The 19,094-nt window shown below is 66.4% G+C and carries 18 protein-coding genes; 8 read left to right on the forward strand and 10 right to left on the reverse strand.

The window, feature by feature from the left end:
- Positions 1-81 precede the first annotated feature (81 nt).
- The 3 genes from purF (at position 82) to ACPV3N_RS02295 (ending at position 2,735) form a co-directional block, all read left to right on the forward strand.
- Positions 82-1,554 carry an amidophosphoribosyltransferase gene (gene purF, locus ACPV3N_RS02285; protein WP_440114072.1) on the forward strand — a complete coding sequence of 491 codons (1,473 nt, stop codon included), beginning with the start codon at positions 82-84 and terminating at the stop codon, positions 1,552-1,554.
- Complete coding sequence (locus tag ACPV3N_RS02290) at positions 1,555-2,265, forward strand: SDR family NAD(P)-dependent oxidoreductase (protein WP_440114075.1); 711 nt, start codon at positions 1,555-1,557, stop codon at positions 2,263-2,265.
- 119 nt (positions 2,266-2,384) lie between these two features.
- The gene (locus ACPV3N_RS02295) at positions 2,385-2,735 is read left to right on the forward strand and encodes a PilZ domain-containing protein (protein ID WP_440114078.1); all 351 of its coding nucleotides are present in this window, start codon (positions 2,385-2,387) and stop codon (positions 2,733-2,735) included.
- 38 nt (positions 2,736-2,773) lie between these two features.
- Here the strand turns inward: ACPV3N_RS02295 and ACPV3N_RS02300 are convergent, their stop codons facing one another.
- Both ACPV3N_RS02300 and ACPV3N_RS02305 read right to left on the reverse strand, forming a co-directional pair.
- A complete protein-coding gene (locus ACPV3N_RS02300; RefSeq protein WP_440114081.1) occupies positions 2,774-4,063 on the reverse strand; it encodes a class I SAM-dependent methyltransferase in 1,290 nt (429 codons plus the stop codon).
- Positions 4,064-4,100: 37 nt separating this feature from the next.
- Positions 4,101-5,483: a cryptochrome/photolyase family protein gene (locus ACPV3N_RS02305; protein ID WP_440117403.1), complete on the reverse strand. Its 1,383-nt coding sequence runs from the start codon at positions 5,481-5,483 to the stop codon at positions 4,101-4,103.
- A gap of 41 nt (positions 5,484-5,524) precedes the next feature.
- Between ACPV3N_RS02305 and ACPV3N_RS02310 the strand changes: the two genes are divergently transcribed.
- Complete coding sequence (locus ACPV3N_RS02310) at positions 5,525-6,319, forward strand: phosphatase PAP2 family protein (RefSeq protein WP_440114084.1); 795 nt, start codon at positions 5,525-5,527, stop codon at positions 6,317-6,319.
- Here ACPV3N_RS02310 and ACPV3N_RS02315 read toward each other — a convergent pair.
- The 3 genes from ACPV3N_RS02315 to ACPV3N_RS02325 all read right to left on the reverse strand — a co-directional run bounded on the left by ACPV3N_RS02315 (position 6,279) and on the right by ACPV3N_RS02325 (position 10,320).
- The gene (locus ACPV3N_RS02315; RefSeq protein ID WP_440114087.1) at positions 6,279-7,199 is read right to left on the reverse strand and encodes a metal-dependent hydrolase; all 921 of its coding nucleotides are present in this window, start codon (positions 7,197-7,199) and stop codon (positions 6,279-6,281) included. The two genes, ACPV3N_RS02310 and ACPV3N_RS02315, sit on opposite strands and share 41 nt — an antisense overlap.
- 98 nt (positions 7,200-7,297) lie before the next feature.
- Positions 7,298-8,380 (reverse strand): 2-oxoacid:ferredoxin oxidoreductase subunit beta, encoded by a 1,083-nt coding sequence (locus ACPV3N_RS02320; RefSeq protein WP_440114090.1) that lies wholly within the window; start codon positions 8,378-8,380, stop codon positions 7,298-7,300.
- Positions 8,377-10,320 (reverse strand): 2-oxoacid:acceptor oxidoreductase subunit alpha, encoded by a 1,944-nt coding sequence (locus ACPV3N_RS02325; RefSeq protein ID WP_440114093.1) that lies wholly within the window; start codon positions 10,318-10,320, stop codon positions 8,377-8,379. The genes ACPV3N_RS02320 and ACPV3N_RS02325 overlap by 4 nt, the downstream gene beginning before the upstream one ends.
- 172 nt (positions 10,321-10,492) lie before the next feature.
- Here ACPV3N_RS02325 and ACPV3N_RS02330 point away from each other — a divergent pair, with 172 nt between their 5' ends.
- Positions 10,493-11,446, forward strand: a complete 954-nt coding sequence (locus tag ACPV3N_RS02330) for an alpha/beta hydrolase (RefSeq protein WP_440114096.1) — start codon at positions 10,493-10,495, stop codon at positions 11,444-11,446.
- Positions 11,447-11,478: 32 nt separating this feature from the next.
- Entirely contained in the window at positions 11,479-11,916 is a 438-nt protein-coding gene (locus ACPV3N_RS02335) for an RNA pyrophosphohydrolase (protein WP_440117404.1), read from the forward strand.
- A gap of 12 nt (positions 11,917-11,928) precedes the next feature.
- Here the strand turns inward: ACPV3N_RS02335 and ACPV3N_RS02340 are convergent, their stop codons facing one another.
- From ACPV3N_RS02340 to ACPV3N_RS02360, 5 genes are all read right to left on the reverse strand, one after another.
- Positions 11,929-12,435: a tetratricopeptide repeat protein gene (locus tag ACPV3N_RS02340; protein WP_440114099.1), complete on the reverse strand. Its 507-nt coding sequence runs from the start codon at positions 12,433-12,435 to the stop codon at positions 11,929-11,931.
- A gap of 74 nt (positions 12,436-12,509) precedes the next feature.
- On the reverse strand, positions 12,510-13,688 hold the full coding sequence (locus ACPV3N_RS02345) for an RsmB/NOP family class I SAM-dependent RNA methyltransferase (RefSeq protein WP_440114102.1): 1,179 nt from the start codon (positions 13,686-13,688) through the stop codon (positions 12,510-12,512).
- Between the two features lie 7 nt (positions 13,689-13,695).
- Positions 13,696-15,159 carry an IMP dehydrogenase gene (gene guaB / locus ACPV3N_RS02350; RefSeq protein WP_440114105.1) on the reverse strand — a complete coding sequence of 488 codons (1,464 nt, stop codon included), beginning with the start codon at positions 15,157-15,159 and terminating at the stop codon, positions 13,696-13,698.
- Between the two features lie 63 nt (positions 15,160-15,222).
- Positions 15,223-16,713 (reverse strand): M28 family peptidase, encoded by a 1,491-nt coding sequence (locus tag ACPV3N_RS02355; RefSeq protein WP_440114108.1) that lies wholly within the window; start codon positions 16,711-16,713, stop codon positions 15,223-15,225.
- A 25-nt stretch (positions 16,714-16,738) separates the two neighbouring features.
- On the reverse strand, positions 16,739-17,494 hold the full coding sequence (locus ACPV3N_RS02360) for a 3-hydroxybutyrate dehydrogenase (RefSeq protein WP_440114111.1): 756 nt from the start codon (positions 17,492-17,494) through the stop codon (positions 16,739-16,741).
- Between the two features lie 114 nt (positions 17,495-17,608).
- On the opposite strand from ACPV3N_RS02360, the gene ypfJ reads away from it, so the two are divergent.
- Entirely contained in the window at positions 17,609-18,463 is an 855-nt protein-coding gene (gene ypfJ, locus ACPV3N_RS02365; RefSeq protein ID WP_440114114.1) for a KPN_02809 family neutral zinc metallopeptidase, read from the forward strand.
- Positions 18,447-19,073, forward strand: coding sequence for a hypothetical protein (locus tag ACPV3N_RS02370; protein ID WP_440114117.1), 627 nt, complete (start codon positions 18,447-18,449; stop codon positions 19,071-19,073). Before ypfJ ends, ACPV3N_RS02370 begins: the two co-directional genes overlap by 17 nt.
- Positions 19,074-19,094: the final 21 nt, after the last annotated feature.

Below are 19,094 nucleotides of genomic sequence, written 5' to 3' on the forward strand. Positions count from 1 at the left end.
CCAGACCGCGATGGAAGCGGCCTTGTCATCGCCAGCCAACATCGCCATTGAGCGCCCCGAGCAGCGAGGCCCGAAAGCCCCATGAAATTCCATCATCCGTTCGAGACCCTGGAGGGCGACAAGCTCCGCGAGGAATGCGGCGTCTTTGGCGCGATCGGCGCTCCGGACGCCTCGGCGGTGACCGCGCTGGGATTGCACGCCCTGCAGCATCGCGGCCAGGAGGCGGCCGGGATCACGAGCTTCGACGGACAGGATTTCTATACGCGGCGGGGCCAGGGGCATGTTGCGGAGCATTTCTCCTCGCAGGACGCTCTCGCCGAATTGCCCGGCATCATGGCGGCCGGTCACGTGCGCTATTCGACCACCGGCGGTTCGGGTCTGCGCAACGTGCAGCCGCTTTACGCCGACCTTGCCGCCGGCGGGTTCGCGGTCGCGCACAACGGGAATATCTCGAACGCACAGAGCCTGCGCGACGAACTTGTCCGCAAGGGTGCGATCTTCCAGTCCACCTCGGATACGGAAGTGATCATCCACCTCGTCGCGACGAGCCGTTACCCGACAACGATCGATCGCCTTATCGACGCGCTTCGCCTCGTCGAGGGCGCCTATTCCCTCATCGTCATGACGCCGGAGGGGATGATTGCCTGCCGCGATCCGCTCGGGATCCGGCCACTCGTGATGGGCAGGCTCGGCGACGCGACGGTGTTCGCGAGCGAGACGGTCGCGTTCGACGTGATCGGCGCCGATTTCGTGCGCCAGGTGGAACCGGGCGAGATCGTGCGCGTCGATTTCGACGGCAATGTCGTGTCCAGCCACCCATTCGTGTCCGGTCAGGCGCGCCCGTGCATCTTCGAGCATGTCTATTTCAGCCGGCCGGATTCGATCTTCGACGGCCGATCGGTCTACGAGGCGCGCAAGGCGATCGGCCGCGAGCTCGCGATCGAATCGCCCGCGGACGTCGATCTGGTGGTCGCGGTTCCCGACAGCGGCGTGCCCGCCGCGATCGGCTACGCGCAGGAATCTGGCGTGCCGTTCGAGCTGGGTATCATCCGGTCGCACTATGTCGGCCGGACCTTCATCCAGCCAGGCGACAGTGCCCGCCACTCGAGCGTCAAGCGCAAGCACAACGCCAACCGCGGTCTCGTGGAAGGGAAGCGCATCGTCCTGATCGACGATTCGATCGTGCGCGGGACGACCAGCATGAAGATCGTGGAAATGATGCGCGATGCGGGCGCGACCGAGGTGCATTTTCGCGTCGCTAGTCCGCCAACCGCGCATTCGTGTTTCTACGGTGTCGACACCCCCGAGCGGTCAAAGCTGCTCGCAGCCCGAATGGAACTGGAACCCATGCGGGAGTTCATCAAGGCCGACAGCCTCGCGTTCGTGTCGATCGACGGGCTTTACCGGGCAGTGGGCGAAAGCAACCGCAACCCTCTTCGCCCCCAGTACTGCGACGCGTGCTTTACCGGCGACTATCCCACCTCGCTCACCGACCTCGCTGCCCGGGAATCGCGCGAGGCCCAGCTTTCATTCCCCGTCAACAGGGTCGCCTAATTGTCTGACAAGAAACCGTTCGATGGCCACATCGCGCTCGTGACCGGGGCCAGCAGGGGTATCGGCGGCGCGACCGCCCTCGCCCTTGCTGAAGCAGGGGCTCACGTGGTGCTGACGGCGCGCGACGTGAAGGCGCTCGAAGCGGTCGAGGACGCGATCCACTCTGCCGGCGGGAGTTCGACGATCGCTCCGCTCGACCTCGCGGAGCCGGATGGCGTCGCGCGGCTCGCCTCGGCAATCGCCCAGCGCTGGGACCGCCTCGACATTCTAGTCATCAACGCCGCGTACCTGCCAACCCTTACGCCGGTCACTCAGGTCGACCAGAAGCAGCTGGGCCAGGCTCTCACGACCAACGTCCTTGCCACACAGGCGCTGCTTGCAGCCCTCGATCCCCTGCTCAAGCGCGCGGGTCACGGCCGCGTGATCGGGCTGACGAGTTCGGTCGGTACCGCCCCTCGCGCCTTCTGGTCGGCCTACGCAGCGAGCAAGGCGGCGTTCGAAACGTTGCTCGACTGCTATGCCCTCGAGATCGAGAAGCTGGGCGACACCCGTGTCGCGATCGTCGATCCCGGCGCGACCCGTACCGCCATGCGGGCGCGTGCCTATCCGGGCGAAGATCCCGCCAGCGTGAAGCCTCCCGAAGACGTGGCGAAGCGGATCGTCGCCCTGCTCGAGAAGGACTTCCCGACGCGACACCGCGATCGTCCTTAGCGTCCGCTTAACCCCGTCCCTCAGGGAACGGGAAAGCACCTTGAGGCACCGTGCAGGAGTCCTGGCCGCCAGATGGCGGCGGGGCGACTAGAAGGTGACGCGAACGAGGGTTTCTCGCGATGATCAATACGACCGACCGCTATGCATTGGCCGCGCAGGAAGATCGCTGCGCGCCGCGCACCAAGATCAGCATTCCCGCGCAGTTGCGCGCATCGGGAGGACGGCCATTCCGCACGGTCGTCCATGATCTCTCGATCTCGGGTTTTTCCGCCGCCGCGATCAACCGGATGCACGTGGGCCAGTTCTGCTGGCTTACCCTTCCCGGCCTCGAATCGCTCCAGGCGGAGGTCATCTGGTGGGACAACTGCATCGCGGGCTGCGCGTTTTCCGAACTACTGAGCCCGATCGTCCACGACAACATCCTCGCCCGGTATTCCGGCGGTGGATCGGTATATCGCCCCATCGTCTGAGCGCGTGCGCTGCGCACCGGAGGGAAATTCGGCGTTTCTCAGCGGCGGCGCTTCACGAGCGTAACCTGGTGTACGTCGATACCGCCACCCCGAAAACCGCCCTCGCAGTACATCAGGTAATATCGCCATAGCCGGACGAACCGGTCGTCGAAGCCGGCGGGCAGCCGCCCTTCGTATACGGCGCGGTCGAAATTCTCCCGCCACAGCCGCAACGTGCGCGCGTAATGGTCGCCGAATGCGGTCTCGTCAGTCCACTTGAGCCCGCGCTCCTCGGCCAGTCGGCGGAACTCGCTGGTCTTGATCAGCAAGCCACCGGGAAAGACGTAGGCCTGGATGAAGTCCGCGCTTGCGGCATAGGCTTCGAACAGCGAGTCCTTCATCGAGATGTACTGGATCGCAGCGCGTCCGCCAGGCTTCAGGTTGCGCGCGATGCAATCCATGAAATCCGGCCAGTATTCGCGCCCCAGCGCCTCGACCATCTCGACGCTGACGATAGCATCGTATTGGCCGCGGGTATCCCGGTAGTCCTGCCGCAGAAACCGGGGATTGGTAGGATCGGTGCTCTTCGCGCGGCAGTAGGCGAGTTGCTCTTCCGACAGGCTGATCGCATCGACCCGCGCCCTGCCGCCCTGCGCCGCGGCGTGTGCCAGCAGGCCCCACCCGCAGCCGATCTCGAGGATCGAATGCGCTTCGTGCGCCCTGACGCGGTTGAGCATCGCGGTCGCCTTGGCGAGTTGCGCATAGTCGAGGATGTCGAGCTGCTGCTGCGAGCGGCCGGGGCTGCCCTCGTCCTCGAAAATCGCGCTCGAGTAACACATCGACTGGCCGAGCCACGCGGCGTAGAAATCGTTGCCGAGATCGTAGTGGGCATGGATGTTGCGAGCGGCGCCGGCAGGCGTGTTGCGGTTCAGCCAGTGCGCAAACCGCGCCGCCCAGCGAAACGGTCCGCGGGCCCTTCCGGTATCGCCGAGAGCATCGCCGTTCGCCATGAACAGGGCGAAGACCGGGACTGGATCCGGACTGTCCCATTCCCCCGCTTCCCAGGCCTGGTACCAGCCGATCGAGCCGTTCGTGGCAAGGCGGACAAGCGCCCGCCAGTCGCGGACGTCGACCTCGGCCTCGAACCCGGGGTTGCGCCCCCCAAGCAACCGCGTGGTTCCATCGGGAAGCCGCCCCAGAATCGAACCGGTTTCCAGTCCCGCGTCGATCCGGTCGAGCACCTTGTGAAAACCGGGAGCGATCAGTCGCGCCAGCCAGCCCGGCCTCCGGGCAAAGCGCTCGCCCGCCGAAAATAGGGTGCCTCCCCTGCCTAACCCTTCAGCCCGCATGCCCGCGCTATGAACCTGCAAACCGCGCGAAATCAAGCTAGTCCTTGGCGTGTCGCCAGGCCTCGAGCGCGCGCTCGCGCGCTTCCCTGTGCCCGATGATCTTCGCGGGATAGTCGCCCCTCTCCCCGTCCGGCGGATCATGGATCGACGCGTCATCCAGGTGGGCAAGCTCGGGAACGTAAGTGCGGATGTAGCCGGCGGCATCGAACTTTTCGCTCTGGGTCAGCGGCGCCATGATCCGGGAAAACATGTTGCTGTCGACCCCGGTGCCGGAAATCCACTGCCAATTGACGCCGTTATTGGCGTAGTCGGCATCGACTAGACAGTCCCAGAACCAGCGTTCGCCCGCGCGCCAGTCGATGAGCAGGTGCTTCACGAGAAAGCTGGCGGTGATCATCCGCACGCGGTTGTGCATCCAGCCGATCTGCCGGAGCTGGCGCATACCGGCGTCCACGATCGGGTAACCTGTCATCCCTTTCTGCCAACAGGCAAGGTCGTCCGCAATCTGGGGGTCGGCGTCCGGATTGCGCCACAGCGTGCGCTCGTCATAGTCGCGATAGCTCTCCTTCGGGTAAGCGGGAAACTGCGCGATGACATTCTGCGCATAATCGCGCCAGATCAGCTCCTTCGCGAATGTCGCCCAGCCCCGCCCGCGCCGACCGTGCAGGCGATGCCAGACCTGTGCCGGGCTGATTTCGCCCCAGTGGAGGTGCGGGGAAAGGCGCGACGACCCGTCGACGGAGGGCAGGTTCCGGCTCTCGTCATAATCGGCGACCATGTCCGACCATTCGTCCAGCCGGTCGTGGGCGGCCGCTTCGCCTACATTCCAGAAGTCCGCAATTCCCCCTGACCAGTCTGGGCCGCGAGGAAGCAGGGCCCAGTCTTCCAGCGGATCGCTCGCCGGCCATTCGTCCGGCAGGTGGATCGTTCCAGGTGGCGGCAGCGGATCGCGCGGCGGCATCATGTCCAGCGCGGCCTTCGAAAACGGCGTGTATATCTTGTAGCATCCACCCGAGCCGGTGGTCACGGCGCCCGGTGGAAGCAGGTAATTGCCGTCGTGGAGGACAAGGTCGACCTTGGACGCGAGGGTCTGTTCGGCGGAAAGCCACCAGGGTTCGTAGTGCCGGATCGCGTGCACGCAGGTTGCCCCGCTCTCTTTCGCGATTTTCGCCACCTCGGTCGCCGCATCGCCGGCACGCAGCACGATCCGCGATCCATGTCGGCCGAGATCGCGCGAAAGACTGTCGAGCGAATGATGGAGCCACCAGCGCCCTGCTCCGCCGATGGCATGTTGCCCCGGCGCTTCATCGTCGATAACGTACACGGGGATGACCGGTCCAGCCTGCGCAGCGGCATGGAAGGCGGGCTGGTCCGCGAGTCGCAGGTCGCGTCGGAGCCAAACGATCTGCGGGGACGACATCGTCACCGGAACACTTCCCGCGGCGTGCTTGTTCCCCAGCCATGACCAACCACGATCGCGTGACTCCCGAAGAACCCCCGATCCCCGCGGAAATCGTACGCCTTCCTGCCCGCGGCTTCACCGTCAGCCGCCGCAAGGCGCTGGCCGCCGCAGTGCTCCTGTGGGCCGGGTATTTCGTCATGGTCTGGGCGGTCACGACAGGGCGGACCGGCAGCTTCGACGAGTGGGGCCTGCTGTTCTATCGCACCGGCGACCAGCTCGTCCCCCGTGGCCCGGAACTTCTCCATGAAGCGGTGCGGGACGTGACGGGCCTCGGCGGCGTATTCTTGCGCAACGTGTTCGCGGTTGCGGCGGTTGTCGCATTGCTGTTCCTCAGGCTGCGGCGCGAGGCCGTGCTGTTTGCGGCGACGGTCGTCACTGGCTGGCTGGTCAACACCGGGATGAAGGCGCTCGTCGGCCGGCCCCGGCCGGAGATCGTGCCCCATCTGACCGAAGCTGGCGGCGCCAGCTTTCCAAGCGGGCACAGCTTCAATTCCGCGGTAGTCTACATCGCGATGGCACTCGCCTTTGCATCGATGAGCGCCCGTCACTCGGTCCGATACACGATCGTCGGCAGCGCCATGGCGCTCTCGGCAATGGTAGCGTGGAGCCGGGTGCTCCTCGGGGTCCATTTCCCCAGCGACGTGACCGCCGGCTGGTTCGGCGGCGCCGGATGGGCGTTCCTCGCCGCCGCGCTGCTCTACAGGCCCGCCCGCGCCGCTGCGGACAGCACGGCGAGCGAGCTGCCGGATCCGGTCAAAGCGGCTCACAGCGCACGTCCGGCAACGCGACAGTGAACCGGTCCCGCGCGCGTGGATCGAAATAGCGCGCGTCGCGGATTAGGACCGACCCGTCCGGCGCGCGTTCGGCGAAGGGGGCGCGCGACCAGAAGAGAAAGGCATCGAGGGCAGGTCTCGACTGGCGCAGGCGGGCCATCTCAGGCCAGCTACAACGCTTGGCGTTTTCGATGAGGGGCACCCAATCCTGCGCTGAACTGTCCCAGTATCGCCAGTCGTTCGCAGTCCCCGCGAGGTCTTCGCGCGCCAGCGATGCCACCGGCAAGGGACTGCTGATGTGGATCAGCCCCAGGGGAGATTCGGGACCGAATTGAGACCGCACTCCGTTTAGTCCGACATAAGCCAGCGCCACCGCAATGGCGATCCGCGCCGGGCGCCGCCATTCTCTGCCGCGCTTCTCACGCCGAAGCGAGAACCATGTCGCCGTCCCCAACAGCGCCCAAAGCCAGACGTCGATGATGAACAGCGTGTCGCCATAGAACCAGCGGCTCGAGAATGGCTCGAGCAGGCGGATGCCATAGACGTTGAGCCAGTCGAGCGCCGGATGGGTCAGGGTGGCGAGGAACGACAGCCCGTAGAGCCATCCGAAGTGGACCGGCAGCCACCCTCGGGGCCGCTTGCCCCGCCCATCCTGCCAGCGATCCCACAACCACAATCCCGCTGCCAGCACCAACGGCAGCAGAACCCACGCGATCGGGCCGTGGGTCACACCGCGGCGGATCGCGAGGTGCTCGACCCCGTCGACCCAGAAGAGGCAGGCGGCGTCGATATCGGGCAGGTTCGCGCCGAGGATCAGCGCGGGCATCGCCAGGCCGGTCTTTCGCTTCAATCCCGCCTGCCCGATGAGCACGCCGACGAGGCTGTGCGTCAGGTTGTCCATCAGTCGCGGCTCACGCCTGCCATGCCCTGCATGTCACACGTGCCAACCTGAACAGGCAGAAAGTTCGGTGCTGCGAGATAGAGATCCGCGGCGGCCGGTCAGCGCGGATCCTCGGCGCCCGGTTCGCCTTGCCCCGGGGGCCGGGTACTGACCGGGTCTGGCGCATTGTCGCCCACCGTCCACGACTGGCCCTTGGCGAGCAGCTTCGCGAGATCGGCGTCCTTGCCAGCCGAAGCGCGAGCCTTTTCTTCCATCACCGCGGCCTCGAACGTGGGTCGCGGATCGTCGTAGAGAACTCCGAGCGCCATCGGAAACGGTCCGAACGGCATCTCGACCAGCATGTGCGCGATCGAGCGGTTCTTCGTGTCGTGGACGATGACGCCCGCGGCTTCCCAATCGCCATCCAACACATCGACGACCTTCAGCCGCAACGCGTCGCGGTCGAGCGCGATGCCCTGCGTGCCGCCGGCGAACAGCATCGGCTCTCCGTGCTCGAGCCACAGCTGGCGATCCTCCGCGCCCTTGGGGGCGGCGAACGCGTCGAACACATCCTTGTTGTAGACGATGCAGTTCTGGAAGATCTCGATGAAGGCAGCGCCCTGATGCGCGTGCGCGGCCTTGAGAACTTCGGGAAGCTTCTTCGAGACGTCGAACCCCCTGCCCACGAAGCGGGCGCCGGAACCCAGCGCGAATGCCGCCGGCCGCGCGGGGTGGTCGATGGAACCGTACGGGGTGGAGGGGCTGTTGGTGCCTTCCCGGCTGGTGGGCGAATACTGACCCTTGGTCAGCCCGTAGATCTCGTTGTTGAACAGCATGATCTGCATGTTCACGTTGCGACGAAGCACGTGCATCAAATGATTACCACCGATCGACAGGCCGTCGCCGTCGCCGGTCACCAGCCATACGTCGAGATCCGGATTGGCCAGCTTCACGCCCGTTGCAACCGCCGGCGCGCGGCCGTGGATCGTGTGGAAGCCGTAGCTTTCGATGTAGTAGGGAAACCGGCTCGAACAGCCAATGCCGCTGATGAACACCGTCTTCGCGGGGTCCGCTCCCAGCTGCGGCAACGTGCGCTGCACCGCCTTGAGGATCGCGTAGTCGCCGCAACCGGGGCACCAGCGAACCTCCTGGTCGGTTTCCCAGTCCTTCAGCGTGGTTTCGATCGGGGTCATGTCGTTCATGGGTTCACCGCCTTCACGCTCGGCAACTGCTGTTCGTTGGGCTCGATCTCGCCGCCTTCGTTACCTTCGATGCCGTCGAAATACTTCGCAATCGCGGCCTCGAGCTCGGCGATCTGGAACGGCTGCCCGCTGGTTTTGGTGAGCGGCCGCGCATCGACAAGGTACTGGTCGCGCAGAACGGTCTTGAACTGGCCGGTGTTCATCTCGGGCACGAGGACATGGTCGAATTCGCGCAGCAGGTCACCGAGATTGGCCGGCATCGGCCAGATGTGACGCACGTGGACATGGCTGACATCCATCCCGCGCGCACGGCTGCGCCTTACCGCCTGGTGTATCGGCCCGAAGGTGCTGCCCCAGCCCACCACCGCGAGCCTGCCCGAACTCTCGCCCAGGCATACCTCCTGGTCGGGCACCACAATCCCGTCGATCTTGCCCTTGCGCGCGTCCGTCATCGCCTGGTGGTTGCCGGGCGAATAATCGATGTGGCCGGTGTCGATCGCCTTCTCGATCCCGCCGATGCGGTGCATCAGGCCAGGCGTTCCGGGCCTGATCCATGGCCTCGCACCTTTGGGGTCCCGTTTGTAGGGAAGAAGCTCGTCGCCGGCGTTCTTTTCCTCGAGAAAACGCACGGGCGCGCGATCGAAGGTCGCCGGGTCCGGCACCTTCCAGGGTTCGGCGGCGTTGGCGATGTAACCGTCGGTGAGCAGCATCACCGGGGTCATGTACTGAGCCGCGATCCTGCAAGCCTCGATCGCGCATTCGAACACGTCGCCCGGGCTGCGCGCCGCGATTACCGGCATCGGTGCATCGCCGTTCCGGCCATAGACTGCTTGATAAAGGTCGCTCTGCTCGGTCTTGGTCGGCAGTCCGGTCGAGGGACCACCGCGCTGGGAGTTGACGATCACCAGCGGCAACTCGGTCATGATCGCGAGGCCCATCGCCTCGCCCTTGAGCGCGATTCCCGGCCCCGAAGACGAGGTCACGCCCAGCTGTCCCGCGTAGCTTGCGCCGATAGCTGCGCAGATCGCCGCGATCTCGTCCTCGGCCTGGAAGGTCGTCACGCCGAACTCCTTCAGCCGCGCGAGGTGGTGGAGGATCGCCGAGGCCGGGGTGATCGGATAACCGCCGAAAAACAGCGGCAGCTCGAGCAGCTGCGCACCGGCGACAAGGCCGAGCGCGACCGCTTCGGCCCCGGTGATCGTGCGGTAGAGCCCCGGCTCGGTGGGAACCGGCTCGAGGTGGAGCTGCTTGAGCGGTCCCGACAGTTCGGCCGTCTCGCCATAGGCGTGACCGGCGTCGAGCGCGGCGATGTTCGCTTCGGCCAGCTCGGGTGCCTTGGCAAACTTGGCTTTCAGCCAGGCGTGGATCGGTTCGCGCGGACGATCGAACATCCACATCGCAAGTCCGAGCGTCCACATGTTCTTGCAGCGCAGCGCGTCCTTGTTGCCCAGGCCGAACGGCTTGACCGCCTCGATCGTCTGCGCGCTGATGTCGAACGCCAGCACCTGCCATCTCGCGAGGCTGCCATCCTCGACCGGATTGGCGTCGTACTTCGCCTTGTCGAGATTGCGCCGCGAGAACTCGCCCGTGTCGATGATGAGCAGTCCGCCGGGTTTCACCGCGTCGAGGTTCGTCTTGAGCGCGGCGGGGTTCATTGCGACGAGCACGTCGGGCGCATCGCCCGCGGTGTTGATCTCGCGGCTGCCGAAGTTGATCTGGAACGCACTGACCCCGAACAGCGTCCCCTGCGGAGCGCGGATCTCGGCAGGAAAATCGGGGAAGGTCGCGAGATCGTTGCCGGCAAGCGCGGTCGACAGCGTGAACTGGCCGCCGGTCAGTTGCATGCCATCGCCGGAATCGCCGGCAAAACGGACCACCACGGCTTCGGGATTGTCGGACGCTAGTGCAGTCTGTGTCGAATCGAGGGCTTGGATCGCCATCGGAATTCCTTGTCGTGCGTCTCCGCGACGCCTGTTCTCGGGTGGGCGCACCTAGGGAGCGCCCATCCCCTCCACAACCAAGTTTTTCTCCCCGTGCGAGAAATTGTCGAGTGGAAAAGCAACATGGCGCCGGTTAATCACCCCTTTCAGTACCACAGGCGGGGCAATCGCATTGGCAGATACCGAACCTTACGTGCGCGGCGACGTTCGCCAGTTGCTGGACATGCTCGCCGCGAACCCCGCCCCTCCGCTCGACGAGTTGACGCCTGACGAAGCCCGGGCCGCTTACCTCGCAATCGGCATGCTCACCGAGGCGCCGCCACGCGAGCTTGCAGTGATCCGCGACCTCGCCTGCCCCGGTCCTGCCGGCGACATCCCCTTGCGGCTTTACGATCGGCGCGACAATCGCGAGGCCGGTCCCGCGGTCATGTTCTTCCACGGCGGCGGCTTCGTGATCGGGGATCTGGATACCCATCATGCTTTCTGCACCGAGCTTGCCCACGGGCTAGACCTGCCGGTGGTCGCGGTCCACTACCGCCGGGCTCCCGAAGCACCGTATCCGGCGGCGCCGGAGGACTGCGAAGCGGCCGCCCGGTGGGTCGCCGCCAGCCCCGCAGCGCTCCGCAGGCAGATCACTGGACTGGTTACCTGCGGCGACAGCGCGGGCGGTAACCTGGCGATCGTGGTCGCCCAGGTCCTCGTCAGCGAACCTGCCACTGTCCCGGTGATCGTCCAGGCCCCGATATATCCCGATGCAGGCCCGCCGCGGGGCACGCCGAGCCACAGAGCGTTCGGCGAGGGATTTTTCCTGACTGCCCGCTCGATCGACTATTTCGATGCCTGCTATGCCGGCGATCTCGAAAGCGACCGGCGCTATCCCTCGCTGCACTCGGACCGTGCTGCGATGCCACCAACAGTGCTGACCACCGCAAGTCTCGATCCGATCCGCGACGCGGGCCGCGAATACGCGGCAGACCTTGTCCGTCACGGGGTCGAGGTGACCTATCTCGAGGCGCGCGGTAACGTCCATGGATACATCAACATGCGAAAGGCGGTTCCCAGCTCACAGGCAGACGTCGACGCGCTGATCGGAGCGATCAAGGCCGCGGTGGAGCGCCATTCGTGACCGAGCTGGGTTACCGTCCATGCGTTGGCGTGATGCTCGTCAACGCCGAAGGTCTCGTCTTTGTCGGCAAGCGGATCGACAACAAGGAGGGCGACTGGTGGCAGATGCCCCAGGGGGGCGTCGATCCGGGCGAGGACCTCGACACGGCCGTTTACCGGGAGCTGGCCGAAGAGACCGGCATTGCCCGCGAGCACGTGTCGCTGATCGGGCGGCTCGACGAGGCGCTGCGCTACGACCTGCCCGAAGAGCTTGTGGGCAGACTATGGGGCGGGCGCTTCCGGGGGCAGGAGCAGACTTGGTACCTCGCCCGCTTTTCGGGGAGCGACGAACACATCAATCTCGAATCGCACGATCCGCCCGAATTCTGCGAATATCGCTGGGTCGAGCCGGACGAACTCCCGTATCTGATCGTCCCTTTCAAGAAACGGGTATATCGGACGGTAGTCGAACAGTTCCGCGTTCTGATCTGACCGGACGGCTCTTCAGTTCTGCTGGGTCACGACCGTGTCGGGCAGCACCGCCTCGGCGGTGAGCACGCGCGGCTGGGGTCCCTTGTCGATCGCGGCCGCGAGCGCGCGGGTTTCGGCGCACTTGTCGCCGCACATCGACTGGAGCCGGGCAAGATTGCGCCGCGCCTTTTCGATCGCGCCCTTTTCCACGAGCGCCGCGCCCTCGCCCGACAGCGCAGCGAAATTGTCCGGCTCACGGGTCAGGGCCTCGCGGTAATAGCGGATCGCCTTGCCCTGTAACCCGTTGCGGCGGGCAGCTTCGGCAAGATCGAGAAAAATCGACGTGGCCGCCGGGTCGACCGTCAGCGCCGCCTCGAACGCGTCGACGGCCTTTTCAGGCTGGCCGGTGGACAGCGCGGCCCGGCCTTCGGCAATAAGCGCCGCCGCTCGGGGATCGGTGACATGATCGGCACCCTCACCCACGCTGGCGGTCATTCCAAGAACGACGGCAAGGGCGGCGGCAGGGGCAGCGAAACGCATCAGCATCTCCTTCGCGGTCGAACGACCAGGGCGTGTCCGGGCGGGTTCAGGCTCGGCCATAGTGGCAACGGGTATCACGCGCGAGTTAGACGCGCGATGAAAAATCCGTCCGTTCCGTCTTGGAACGGCGCAAGCCGCCAACCTTTCCCGCGCTGCTGACCCAATGGAAGATCGGGCAGGTCCACCGTCCATCCCGGGTTGTCCGAAACGAAGCGCTCGACCTGGTCGGCGCCCTCCTCGTCGAGCAGCGAACAGGTGACATAGACCAGCCTGCCGCCCGGGCGCACCAGCTCGGCCGCGATTTCCAGCAGCCGATGCTGAAGGGCCGCATACCGCGCCAGACGATCGGGAGTCAGCCGCCAGCGCGCCTCCGGGTTGCGGCGCCAGGTGCCGGTTCCCGAGCACGGGGCGTCGACCAGCACCGCGTCGGCGCTGCCTGCGACGTCGCTGAGCCCGTCGAGTTCCTTGCCCGGATCGAGCAGGCGGGCCGCGATCATGCCCGCGCCCGCGCGTTCGGCCCGCGGCGACAGCCGAGACAGGCGCTGCCGGTCGGTGTCGCACGCCAGCAGCGTGCCCCGGTTGTCCATCGCCGCGGCGAGCGCGAGCGTCTTGCCGCCCGCCCCTGCGCACAGGTCTATCACCCTCTGGCCGGGCCGCGCCTCGACAGCAAGGCAGGCGAGTTGCGACCCTGTGTCCTGAACTTCGATCAGACCACTTGCGAAGGCCTCCCAGTGCTCGACACGCGCGCCGGGTTCAAGCCGCAGGCCCTGGGGTGCTTCGGTCCGCGCGGCGGGGACCGGGAGGTCGATGTCGCCGCGATCCGCCTTGAGGCTATTGACCCGGATATCGAGAGGCGCCCGGTCAAGCAGCGCGGCCGCATCCCGCCCCGCGATTCCGGCACGTGCCAGCGCGTCTTCCAGCCAGGCAGGAGCGAGGCCCGGCTGGGCCACGGCCTCGCCGGGACGCACCGGTGCAGGACCGTGGGGCGATCCGTCGAACAGGGGCAGGAGCGCCGGGTCGGAATCCGCCAGTCGCAGCATCGCCGCCCGGCCGGACAATGGCACAGGACCACAGGCGCGGATCGCCGCGTAGGCCAGCTCACGAACGGCCCGCCGGTCCTTCGCACCCGCGTAGCGGCGAGACCGGAAATAGTCTGAGATCAGCCGGTCGGCAGGCGCGCCTCCAGCCATCGCCGCCTTGATCACGGCATCGACGATCTCGATCGCGGACTGGACGCGCGCTGCGGGGGTCACCGCACCTTCACCGTGTCGGGTAGTTCGGTGCCTCGCGCGTGATCGCGACGTCGTGCACGTGGCTTTCGGCCAGGCCGGCATTGGTAATCCGGACAAACTTTCCGCGGGTGCGCAAGTCCTCGAGGGTGGCGGAGCCGGTGTAGCCCATCGCGGCCTTGATGCCGCCGACGAGCTGGTGGATCACACCCTTTGCCGGTCCCTTGTAGGGCACCTGTCCCTCGATCCCCTCGGGCACCAGCTTGAGCGCGGACACGTCCTGCTGGAAATACCGGTCGGCGCTGCCCCGCGCCATCGCACCCACGCTGCCCATCCCGCGATAGGCCTTGTAGCTGCGCCCCTGGTAGAGGAACGTTTCGCCCGGGCTCTCGGCCGTACCCGCGAGCATCGAGCCGATCATGACGCTTGATGCGCCCGCGGCAAGCGCCTTGGCCGCGTCGCCCGACGTGCGCAGGCCGCCGTCGGCGATGATTGGCACGCCTGACCTCGCAGCTTCCTCGGCGCATTCGAGCACCGCGGTGAGCTGCGGCACCCCGACGCCCGCGACGACGCGCGTGGTGCAGATCGACCCCGGGCCGATCCCGACCTTTACCGCGTCGGCGCCCGCATCGATCAGCGCGCGGGTCGCTTCTGCGGTCGCAACGTTGCCGGCGACGATCTGGACCGAATTGGACAGCTTCTTGGCTGCCTCGACCGCTCGCCCGACGTCCTTGTTGTGGCCGTGCGCGGTATCGATGATGATAACGTCGACCTCTGCCTCGATCAGCGCCTTCGTCCGTTCGAAGCCCTTGTCGCCCACGGTCGAAGCCGCGGCGACGCGCAGTCGGCCGGTCTCGTCCTTGGTCGCATGGGGATAGGTGACGGCCTTCTCGATATCCTTCACCGTGATCAATCCGACGCAGCGGTAGCTCTCGTCGACCACGAGCAGCTTCTCGATCCGCCGCTGGTGCAGCAGGCGGCGGGCCTCGTCCTGGCTCGTCCCCAGGGGTACGGTCGCGAGGTTTTCGCTCGTCATCAGTTCGCGGACCGGCTGGCGGGGATTTTCGGCAAAGCGCACGTCGCGGTTGGTCAGGATGCCGCAGAGCTTGCCCTGTCCGTCGGTCACCGGAATGCCGCTGATGCGGTTGTCGGCCATGAGCGCCTGCGCGTCGCCGAGGGTCGCCTCGGGACCAATCGTGATGGGATTGACAACCATGCCGCTTTCGAACCGCTTGACCGCACGAACCGCGGCACACTGCGCCTCGAGATCGAGGTTGCGATGAAGCACCCCCATCCCGCCAAGCTGCGCCATGACGATCGCCATGTCCGCCTCGGTCACGGTGTCCATGGCTGCCGAGACCACGGGAATGTTGAGGCGGATTTCACGCGTCAGCCGGGTGCTCGTGTCCGCCATGCTCGGCAGGATGTCGCTTTCCGCCGGACGCAGGAGCACGTCGTCAAATGTGAGGCCGAGAGGGATGTCGTCGTGTGCCACAGGATTTGCGCTTTCCGCCGGGAGAATCGTGGCGGCCCATCTAACGGCAGGGGGGCGAAGCGGCTAGAGGGGGCCCGCGCTTTTTCCCGCGGTCGCACCCCATCTGGCGGGATCGGCGAAGTAGCGGACCAGCGCCTCGGTCAGGAGGAGATCCTCGATCGCACCGCCAAGTTCGATCCCCTCGGGCTTGTCGGCCGGCTGGTGATACCGCTGGGCGGTGTAGCGGGCGAGCGCCTCGGCCGATCCGAACGCGCTGGTGACCGATACCGCCGGCACGTCGCGCTGGAGAAGCGCCCAGGCGTCCTGTCTTCGCAGGTAATCTTGCGCAAGGCTTTCATCGCTCTCGCGCCGCCCGGTCTGCCGCAGGACCTCGAGAATTCCTGCGTCGAGCGGGGTGAGGCCCCTGCCCACGATCGCCACCGGGGTGCCCGCCGGAGCCACCGCGACCGTATCGAGGTTGAAGGCGGCCACAATCGTCTCGAGCGGAATCGGCGGGTTTTCGGCGAAGGCCTGGGCCCCCAGCAGTCCCCATTCCTCGGCAGTCGTAGCGAGGAAATACACATCGCGATCCATCCGCGGACCGGCGGCCAGGCGACGGGCGACTTCGGTCAGCACCGCGAGGCCGCTCGCGTTGTCCACCGCTCCGTTGCAGATTTCGGGCGTATCCGACCCCGTTCCGCAGTGTCCGAAATGGTCCCAGTGCGCGAGAACCAGCACCGCGCCGGCAGCCGGACGCTTGCCGGGAAGCTTCGCGATCAGGTTGAATGTCCGCACCGAGCCGGCGATGGAAACCGCCTCGATCGAGGCGCTGAGATCGAGCACAACCGGTTTGAAATCCGGTTCGTTCGCAACGCGGACATACATTTCCAGCCGTTCGCGCCCGATCAGAGAGGCGACGGCACCAAGGGTTATGTATCCGTCGAGGGTGTCCGCGCCCTCCGCCTCGGCAAGCCGATAGCTTCCCCGTCGACGGGCCTCGACAAGCGTGTCCAGTTCGCCCTTGTCGGCGACGATCGCCAGCACGGCGGCCGCGCCACCGCGCAAGAGCGCCTCGCGCTGCTCGGCATGACCCGCGTGACCCCACAGCATCAGCACCACGCGACCCGCCAGCGCGGCGTTGTCGAGCCGTTCACCCTGCTCGCCCACAAACAGCACGGGTGCACCTTCCACCAGTCCACGCCGGCCCGACGAGAACGCGGCAACTTCGGCCTCGGGCACGGAAACCGTGCGGCCCCCTCGCCTGAAGCGGACCACGCTGCGCTCGGGACTGCTGCTCGCCAGCTCGACCGGCGCGAACCACGGATTGGCAGGATCGTTGGTGCCCGATTCGAGGCCTGCGGCCTGCCACTCGCGCGCGAGGTAGCTCAACGTCTTGGCCTCGCCTTCGGTCCCCGGCCTGCGGCCTTCGAATGCGTCGCTCGCCAGTATCTCGATGTGGCGCGAGACGGCCGCACGCAGCGATGGATCGGAGACGGGACCCGATGGAGGCAGCCGCGTGCCGGTGCAACCGGCAAGCAGCAGCGCTCCCAGGAGCCATGCGACCCGCAACCTCACTCCCCGGATCTCCTTCGGCGCGATCCTACTCGGCGGTCCATCCCCCGTCCACGCTCCAGTTAGCGCCCGTGACGTTCTGGGCCTCGTCGCGGCACAGAAACACCGCGAGCGCACCGATTTCGGCGGGCTGCACGAACTTGCGGGTAGCCTGCTTGACCAGGAGAACGTCGTTCACAACCTGCTCGCGGGTCAGGCCGCGCGCCTTCATCGTATCGGGAATCTGGTTTTCGACGAGCGGGGTCCAGACATAGCCTGGGCTGATGCAGTTGACCGTCACGCCATGCGGAGCGACCTCGAGCGCGACGGTTTTGGTCAAGCCGTCCAGACCGTGCTTGGCCGCGTTGTAGGCCGACTTGAAGGGCGATGCGACCTTCGAGTGGGCGCTTGCGGTGTTGATGATGCGGCCCCAGCCCGATGCCTTCATGTACGGCACCGCAAGGCGAATGGTATGGAAAGCGGCAGTCAGGTTCAACGCGATGACGAGGTCCCACTTCTCGGGCGGGAAGTCCTCGACGGGGCTGACATGCTGCATCCCCGCATTGTTGACGAGGATATCGACATCACCAGCGCCCCTCATCAGCGCCTCGCAACCCGCGCGCGTGGTCAGGTCGCCGGGGACGTGGCTCGCCGACAAGTCGCGGCACAGCCCGGCAATCTCGTCCTCCTCGCCGAATCCGCTGAGTACGACTTCGGCCCCCTCGGCGTGGAGAGCGCGGGCGACCGCCAGACCGATGCCCGAAGTCGAACCGGTGACAAGCGCACGTTTGCCGGACAGGAACATTTGACCTCCCTTGCGGATTGATCGGCCGACGCGGCCGCCCTACCGCTGTTGCGAGACGCGGCCGGCCTGTCCAGAGAGATTGCGGCCGGGCCGCGCAAAAACGGGGGTTCGTGCATGCGGCTCAATCGGTTCGATCCATCGAGCATCAGTGTCCGCGGCGGGGGAGGCGGAGGCTTTCCCGGCGGAGCGGGCGGCGGGATCGGGTGCGGAACGCTCGTGATCGCGCTTGTTGCCGCGCTCGTGTTCGGGGTCGATCCCACCTCGATGCTGACCGGCAGCGGGAGCGGCCCGGGGGTTCCCGCCACGCGAGGCGGCTATTCGGACCAGTCGGTCGAGCAACTGTGCACGTCGAACCAATACGCGACCGAGGCGTGCAACGCGCTTCAGTCGCTGAACCAGACATGGGAGCCCGAATTCCAGCGCGCCGGGATCGCGTTCCGACAGCCGACCCTGGTCTTCTACTCGGGCGGCACGCAATCGGGGTGCGGCGGCGCCTCTTCGGCGATGGGACCCTTCTACTGTCCGGCCGACCAGGGCATCTACATCGACACGAGCTTCTACGACCAGATGGCGCGCCAGCTTGGCGCGAGCGGGGACTTTGCGCGCTATTATGTCATCGCGCACGAATACGGTCATCATATCCAGATGCTGACCGGGGTGGCGAGTGCCATTCGCAGCGCGCAGAACCAGAATCCGCGCGCGGCAAACCAGCTCCAGGTGCGGATGGAATTGCAGGCCGATTGCTACGCCGGTGTCTGGGCCGGCAATAACCGCAACCTGATCGATCCCGGCGATTTCGAAGAAGGCATGACCGCCGCGAGCGCCATCGGCGACGATGCATTGACTGGCGGACAAGTCAGCGCGGAGAACTTCACCCACGGTACCAGCCGGCAGCGCATGGACGCGCTGCGGGCGGGAATGGAGACTGCCGATGACACCGTTTGCGACCGATATGTCCAGGTCGGTTAGCCTCGTTCCGCTTGGGGCCCTTGCCCTGCTCGCGGCGACCCCCGCCCTCGCGCGCGGCCAGGACGAGCCGATCGCCAGTCGCACGCCCGTTGCGCAGGAGGTCGCGATGACGCCGATCACCGACCTGAACCTTGCCAAGGACGAGATCCCGCCGATACTCCTGTCAGCGCAGGAAGACCCCTACGCTTCCGCCGGTCTCGCCTCGTGCAAGGAGATCGCGGCCGCGATCGCCCCGCTCGATGCGGCACTTGGCCCCGACATGGACGTCGTCGACGGCGAAAACGATCGCATCAGCCCGGGCTCCGTGGCCAAGAGCGTGGTTGCCTCGTTCATACCGTTCCGCGGTATCCTGCGCGAGTTGAGCGGCGCCGCCGAACACCAGCGCAACTTCCAGGCCGCGATCTACGCAGGGGCCGTGCGCCGCGCTTTTCTCAAGGGCCTCGGCCAGCAGAAGGGCTGTGCCTATCCCGCCCGCCCCGCCTTTGCCCGGGTCAAGGTCGAGGGGAAAAAGGCGAGCGACGCAAAGTCCGGCAAGGAGCCGGGCGGCGAGCCGACGGCGTTCGTTTCAGAGCCGGTCGTGCAGGAGGTCCAGCGGCCGAAAAGGCGCTGATCCTCCCAGCACCCCGGCTCC

It is taken from the genome of Tsuneonella sediminis, from assembly GCF_051912845.1.
In the GTDB taxonomy this organism is placed as follows: Bacteria; Pseudomonadota; Alphaproteobacteria; order Sphingomonadales; family Sphingomonadaceae; genus Tsuneonella; species Tsuneonella sediminis.